This is a genomic window from Archaeoglobus sp. (assembly GCF_017656475.1).
GTDB lineage: Archaea > Halobacteriota > Archaeoglobi > Archaeoglobales > Archaeoglobaceae > Archaeoglobus.
The window spans coordinates 1-5963 of the sequence record NZ_JACDNT010000068.1 but is presented as its reverse complement, the minus strand read 5'-3'; the positions used below and the strand labels follow the sequence as shown (position 1 = coordinate 5963).

The following is a 5963-nucleotide window of genomic DNA, read 5'->3' as shown; positions in this document are numbered from 1 at the left end:
GCTGACATTCACATTGACCTCTGTCTCTTCCTTGAACTCTCCTTCGAGTTCGAGCTGGTAGCGGAGGAGCGCGATAAGGTCAGCGAAGGAGCGGGCCTTTATTTTGCCCTCTTTCAACTGCTTTACTGCTGTCGCTATCGCCGCTCTTACTATCTTCCGCTGGTCTTCCTTTATTTTCTCAATATAGTCCTGCGTTTCGTTGATGATGCGGTTAAGCGTCGCCTTTTCTATTTCCTCCCACTTGTATTTGTTCTTCCAGCGCCTAATCGTGCTCTCATGGACGCCGACGATTTTAGCGGTCTGCGTAGGACTGTGGTTGGTCGTCCAAATCTGGTAGGCACGCAAGACCTTTGGTGGCATCTGTTGGAGCAGTTCCTCCGCTTCCATCTTTATCACTCAAAACGCGCCATAAATTCAGATTCAATCTTGGAAAAGGGAAGTTCTCTCCCGTCGCGAATGAGCGTTATATCCTTCTTCCCAGTCGTGTGAATGTAACGCCAAACTATGACATCGACATAATGTGGGTCAAGTTCCATCATGTAGCAAGTGCGGCCCGTCTTTTCGGCGGCGATTAAAGTCGTGCCGCTTCCTCCAAAGAGGTCGAGAATAATATCTCCTCTATATGATGCATCCTCAATGAAACTGCTTAACAAACTAACGGGTTTTTGATTTGGGTGGATAAGAGAAGAGGGATTATTTATCTCTTCATTCATAATTATTGCTCTCTTTCTTCCGATTCCTCCTTCCCACAGTACGACCCTGCCTTTTGTTGCATAAATAATTACCTCAAAGTTAAAGATATAACTTCCTTCTAAATCACCCATCCCACCTAATGCTGGATGTTTCACCCATATTAGCATGTTCTTTATTTTAAATCCTGCATCTTTTATCATAAAGTACCACTCGGGGTAAACATCCCACCTTGTAAAACAATAAAAAGGAGTATTGTCTTTTAATAAGTCATATATTTGTTTAATCACATCAGAGGCCCATTGTAAATTATCATCCAACTTAATCTTTTCAAACTTATTCTTCCTCCGGTTTGATTGATAATTAATCCCATAAGGAGGGTCGGTTAAAACCATGTCGGCCTTTGCCCCATCCATCAATCTCTCGACGTCGGCCCTGCTCGTGCTATCCCCACACATAACCCTGTGCCTACCCAAAAGCCAAATGTCGCCACGCTTAGAAAATGGTTCGACCTCTTCATCGACCTCTGGCAGTTCGTCCCCCTCTTCATCTACTTCCTCCTCTTCAGGAACTTCTAACTCGCGAATAAGCTCCTTTATTTCGTCTTCATCATATCCAGTTAGCTCGAGGTCATAGTCTATCTCCTTCAGCTGGGCGAGCTCTGCGGCCAGCGCGTCTAAGTCCCAATCGCTTTCAGCCACCTTGTTATCGGCGATGCGGAAAGCCTTCACCTGCGCAGGGGAAAGGTCATCAGCAACGATGACGGGCACTTCTTTCAGCCCAATCCGCTTCGCGGCCTCATATCTGCCGTGGCCGACGATGATGACATAATCCTTATCTACAATGATAGGGACCTTAAAGCCGAATTCGAGGATTGAGCTGGCTATTTTCTTTATCTGTTCCTCAGGGTGTTTTTTCGGGTTGTTCACATAAGGAATGATTTTATCGAGCGGGACGTGTTCAATTTTGAGCATGATTTACCCTCCGTTTGCCCGTCAGGCGTGCATCGGCGAGCGGGAAAACACAAAAAGGAAAGGAAAAAGACAGCCGGCTGGCTGGTCCCCTCATAGCGACCTCCAACCGGCCAGACACATCTGGCATACTGTAGGGGCGTGTCCGCCCTCTCGCTAAAAGCTCCCTCTGCGGTGGCGTGTCCGCCCTCCGAGTAAAGCCATCTCACGGCGCGCCCCCGGCTTCATAAGGGTCTGCCAAGGCCGTCGCTCGACGGCATCTGTCCAATGGGGCCGGCCCCGTTCTCGCGGTGATTTCAGCATGATTATATGAAAGTCCCTGTGGGAGTGGGAGGGCTGCACGTGGCAGCCTGCTCCCCGAGGATTATTATATACATACGGCAACGTCGACGTCGACATGAAAGAGGGACGGGTTGGTCTACCCTTCTCCCTCAATAGTATTATGCATTAGGGTCTTACTCCTGCTAAAAGTATGCACGTGGATGTATGCTCTCATAATAGCAAGAGGTGAGGCCTTTGCAAAATAATATACTCTCTGCATATCAAGATATACATCATGGATACCGCATGCAGCCATAAGCACAGCAGGGGCTAACGCCTCGGCGGCTATCCCCTTCTTACGATGGAGGTCAGCATTATATACTCGCGAGTATATCCTCTCCGCTTCTTTTATTATATATTTAGGTAGATGGAGGTTAGCGGCTATGCGTCTTATCTCGCTGAGAGTATAGTTTTTGGTGTCGTCGCCCGTACCTGTCCATTTAAATCTTACGTTCTCTATATCATGCTTTGCCTGTATTTGGTCGTGGTGGGCCGGCACTTCCTCGTAGCCGTAAACGTAGCCGCAGACGGGGCAGTAATATTCTCCTCTCGCAGGGTCAAAATAGATGGAGGTGGCGCCACAGATAGGGCAACGCTCACCCATACAACATGGCCTCCCGGTCGTAGTTGTGCGCCGGCTTCTTCCCACTGAGCTTTGCCTTTATATCTGCAACTATAGCCTGCTGTATGGTAGTCATCTGACCGTGTTCGAGGAGTACGTCATAACGTAGAACCTCGGCGAGATAGTTGGCGTCGGCGATGCTGATTGTTGCGGCGGCGTAGTGTTCATCGTTGTGGTAGATATAGAATTTGAAGCCGTCGTGACCGGCGGTAACTTCGAAGTGGTGGTCGTCAAGCATATAATCGAAAACTTTTGTTTCTTCCTTGAACGGAGTAAGAAAGATTGCCTCTACTGCAAGACTAATTCTTTTTGCTAAAAGTAGAACGTGCTCACTGTCTATTTCTATCCTCGCGTAGTGTTCGCCATTTTGGACGTAAAAGATAAAGTCACCGCTCACGATTACGCCTTTCTTTTTGTTGATTTTAAGCGGCTCTTTACACACCTCTATTATTTCTTTCCCGTTCCGCTTCGAAAAGACGGGCCTATATTCCAACACCTCCATTATTTTCACCTCCGCAAGAGTGATTTTAGCGGCTGATTTGAATAGAGACTATTTCAGTCGAGCAGGCCAACAACGAAAAGTTCGGCGGCAAGTAAGAGTGGATAAATGAACAATGCATACGCTGCAACAAAGATGAAGCGCTGCCAGAAGCCGGTCGGGTCGAGCCATGCCCAGAGGGCGAACGCTGGGAGTGCTGGAGGGATGGCGATGGTAAGGAAGGCCAGTAGCAGAAGGATATTATCTCCTTTTCTCTTTATTCGCCTGGATGCGAGCATCCCATCACCTCCTTTTTAATTAATCCTTTCTCAACGAGGTAATTATATAACTTAATCAGCTTGCGCGGGGCGTCCATTCTGTTCTTCAGCTCAAGGGCAGGGTCGAACAGCTCTTTTAGCATCACCTCCTCATCTGGTACTATTTCATATAAGCGCAGGCCGCCCTTCCAGTCGTAGATAGTGAGGCCGTCGCGGTTGCGGTCGAACACATACAGAATGAAGCCTGCCGGGCGCTGGTTCTTGCCAAGCTCTACGCGCTCGTTACGCTGAAAGCCGCCGCTCACGTCGATGGCCCAATACGTATCCTGTCGTATATTCGTCACAAGCCAATGCGAGTGGCCGACGATGACGCGTTCTATCTCCTTTCTGCCGAGTTCACGCTGGCGCCTGTTGAGCCAGTTGAGTTTTTTCCATGTATTGCGTAAAAAGTCATAGCTAACCGGGTAGTAGTCGCTGCCACCGTAGCCGTGCTCGATTAAAGCCCAGTGCTGCTTTTCTTCATCGCCCAAGTTCATCACGAGCTGGTGGCCGGCATAGTAGGCGTCGAGGCCGAAAGAGCGGAGCTTGTCAGCCAGTTCCCATGCGTAGTTGTCGCCCTTGTGGTTGTCGTGGTTGCCTTTTATCACGAAGTATTGGACGGGAGCGATTTGGCTTAGTTCGTTGTGCAGGTCAAGGAGGTGGGCCGCCGCGTAAAGGACTTGAATGTTGCCCTTGTTGAAAATATTTTTTGCTTCCTGCCCGCGGAAGATGCCGCGCCCTGCCACCGTGTCACCGTTTAGGACGACGGTTATCTGCTCTATTCTCACTTCGTCGTTTACTTCGTTCAGCTTCAGTATGAGATTATTTACTGTGCTCTTGTACGTTTCAAGCATGACGTTTTCGTCGCCAAAGTGCAAATCGCTGATGACTATTGTTGCGGTCGCACTGTTAGCAAATGTATATGGGGCAACTATATCTCCATCAAGAAAAACGTCGCTTAGGTAAATTGCTTCAGTATCGGCTCTGATATTTTCATCTGAAAGCACAGTTCGGGCTTTTTCTTCGTCTATAAGCCAAACATAGGTGTTATCCCTATCTACAAGGCCCATTTTGCGGAGCTCTGAAATCCTTGCCCTGAGAGACTTGCGGGGGTAGCCGGTTGCGTCGCAAAGGGCGGCCCTTGTGATTTTACCACCCTCCTTAAGAAGGAGGGAGAGTATTTTACGGTGGCTGGGTTTAAGATGCATGGCATCACCGGAGTAAATTATACTTTCCCCTATATAAGCTTTTCGCCGAAAAGGTTATATAGTGGGAACGCAATTATATCTCCGAAAAATTCCGGAGGTGGATGCCGTGGTAAAGAAGATTTCCGACTTCCTTGAAAAGGAGCATAGGGACGACAGAACAGTAGTCAAGAGCCCCGCCGTTATCGGCGAGGTGATAGCCATCGAAGATGCGCATTTCAGGCAGGGGGACAACGGGAAGCCGTACGTCAGCGTTTACTTCCACTACTACAACGACGTAGAAAAAACACCTTATTGCTGGAATACGTCGAGTAGCGTCATCATGGACCAGATACGCAAGCTTAAAGACAAAGGCGCTTTTAATGACGGCGAGCCAGTTCTCGCGCTGGTGGGGAAGCGGAAGAATAAGGCAGGGCTGTGGTATTACACTCTACTCGACCCGGACGATGAGCCGGTCAGCGAAGAGGGGTAAGTACGCGATGCTTTCTTTTCTTTACTCTCGTCGCCCGGAGGTGGTGATATGGAATTCGAAGTGGACGGGATTGTATTTTCGAACGAATACATGCCGCCCGACATAAAGAAGTTCCCCCACATCGACGGCTACGCACAGTTTTTAGTCAATTATCAGAAGATAAAAAGCAAGGTCTGGCACGTGGTCGTAGAGCGCAAATACGACGGAACGAACATCAGGCTCGTGAACTGGGGCGATAAAGTATATGTGCTCACCCGCAAGCAGGCCGCGGAAGATAGGTTTATGAAACTCCTCCACGAGGCATTCGAGAACAATCCTCACCTAATTAAACATATAAAGCGATTCCGCCGGCACTGGGGCGACGGCTCATATCTGGTCGGCGAGCTCGTGAGCGGGAAGATAAAAGCGCCGTATACCGGCCAATTTCAGGCGTCGAACCTTATTTTATTCGAATACTGGGATAACAGTACAGGACACTTCGCGCCGTGGAGGATAACCTCCTACCTCGACCCTACTTTACCTGAATTCCGCCTACGCTTCGTGCCTGATGAAATAAGTAAAGACCTTATGCGCCAGCTCGCAGAGACAGCGTGGCTAAGGGACTATGAAGGCTTTGTTGTGAAAGCAATCGACGATTATGGCCGCATAATTTTACGCGGTAAGGTAAAGCCAATACACTTCAATTACCCGACCCATGAAGGCCAGCTCTATGCGAAAAGCAAAAAGAAAGAGGGCAAGAAAGGAAAAGGTAACGTCGCGAGCGAGGAGGAGGTATTAGAAGCGATTCACAAGGTTAAGCTAAGGCTGTCGCCCGAGGAGTTCATCAACCCGAAGGTGGCGATGCCGGCGATTGCGGCCGAGGTGCAGGAAGAGTTCGGGAAGGCACT

At 49.0% G+C, this 5963-nt stretch carries 8 protein-coding genes; 2 read left to right on the top strand and 6 right to left on the bottom strand.

Annotated elements, in window-relative coordinates:
- The 6 genes from H0Z19_RS11545 to H0Z19_RS11520 all read right to left on the bottom strand — a co-directional run.
- The coding region (locus H0Z19_RS11545; RefSeq protein ID WP_290726756.1) for a helix-turn-helix domain-containing protein at positions 1-360 on the bottom strand (360 nt) is incomplete at its 3' end.
- Between the two features lie 32 nt (positions 361-392).
- Positions 393-1664: a site-specific DNA-methyltransferase gene (locus H0Z19_RS11540; protein WP_290726754.1), complete on the bottom strand. Its 1272-nt coding sequence runs from the start codon at positions 1662-1664 to the stop codon at positions 393-395.
- 415 nt (positions 1665-2079) lie between these two features.
- A complete protein-coding gene (locus H0Z19_RS11535) occupies positions 2080-2586 on the bottom strand; it encodes a TFIIB-type zinc ribbon-containing protein (RefSeq protein ID WP_290726363.1) in 507 nt (168 codons plus the stop codon).
- Positions 2579-3106, bottom strand: a complete 528-nt coding sequence (locus tag H0Z19_RS11530) for a hypothetical protein (RefSeq protein ID WP_290726365.1) — start codon at positions 3104-3106, stop codon at positions 2579-2581. Before H0Z19_RS11530 ends, H0Z19_RS11535 begins: the two co-directional genes overlap by 8 nt.
- Before the next feature lie 53 nt (positions 3107-3159).
- Positions 3160-3381 carry a hypothetical protein gene (locus H0Z19_RS11525; RefSeq protein WP_290726366.1) on the bottom strand — a complete coding sequence of 74 codons (222 nt, stop codon included), beginning with the start codon at positions 3379-3381 and terminating at the stop codon, positions 3160-3162.
- Positions 3360-4607: a winged helix-turn-helix transcriptional regulator gene (locus H0Z19_RS11520; RefSeq protein WP_290726369.1), complete on the bottom strand. Its 1248-nt coding sequence runs from the start codon at positions 4605-4607 to the stop codon at positions 3360-3362. The genes H0Z19_RS11525 and H0Z19_RS11520 overlap by 22 nt, the downstream gene beginning before the upstream one ends.
- A gap of 106 nt (positions 4608-4713) precedes the next feature.
- On the opposite strand from H0Z19_RS11520, the gene H0Z19_RS11515 reads away from it, so the two are divergent.
- Positions 4714-5076, top strand: a complete 363-nt coding sequence (locus H0Z19_RS11515) for a hypothetical protein (RefSeq protein WP_290726753.1) — start codon at positions 4714-4716, stop codon at positions 5074-5076.
- Positions 5077-5124: 48 nt separating this feature from the next.
- Positions 5125-5963, top strand: an 839-nt coding sequence (locus tag H0Z19_RS11510; protein WP_290726752.1) for an RNA ligase family protein, incomplete at its 3' end; no start/stop codon positions are given.

What these genes read in the sequence shown, in the direction of transcription:
- H0Z19_RS11540 (WP_290726754.1), bottom strand. Translation starts at nt 1,664, where the DNA reads ATGCTCAAAATTGAACACGTCCCGCTCGATAAAATCATTCCTTATGTG.
- H0Z19_RS11530 (WP_290726365.1), bottom strand. Translation starts at nt 3,106, where the DNA reads ATGGAGGTGTTGGAATATAGGCCCGTCTTTTCGAAGCGGAACGGGAAA.
- H0Z19_RS11520 (WP_290726369.1), bottom strand. Translation starts at nt 4,607, where the DNA reads ATGCATCTTAAACCCAGCCACCGTAAAATACTCTCCCTCCTTCTTAAG.
- H0Z19_RS11535 (WP_290726363.1), bottom strand. Translation starts at nt 2,586, where the DNA reads ATGGGTGAGCGTTGCCCTATCTGTGGCGCCACCTCCATCTATTTTGAC.
- H0Z19_RS11525 (WP_290726366.1), bottom strand. Translation starts at nt 3,381, where the DNA reads ATGCTCGCATCCAGGCGAATAAAGAGAAAAGGAGATAATATCCTTCTG.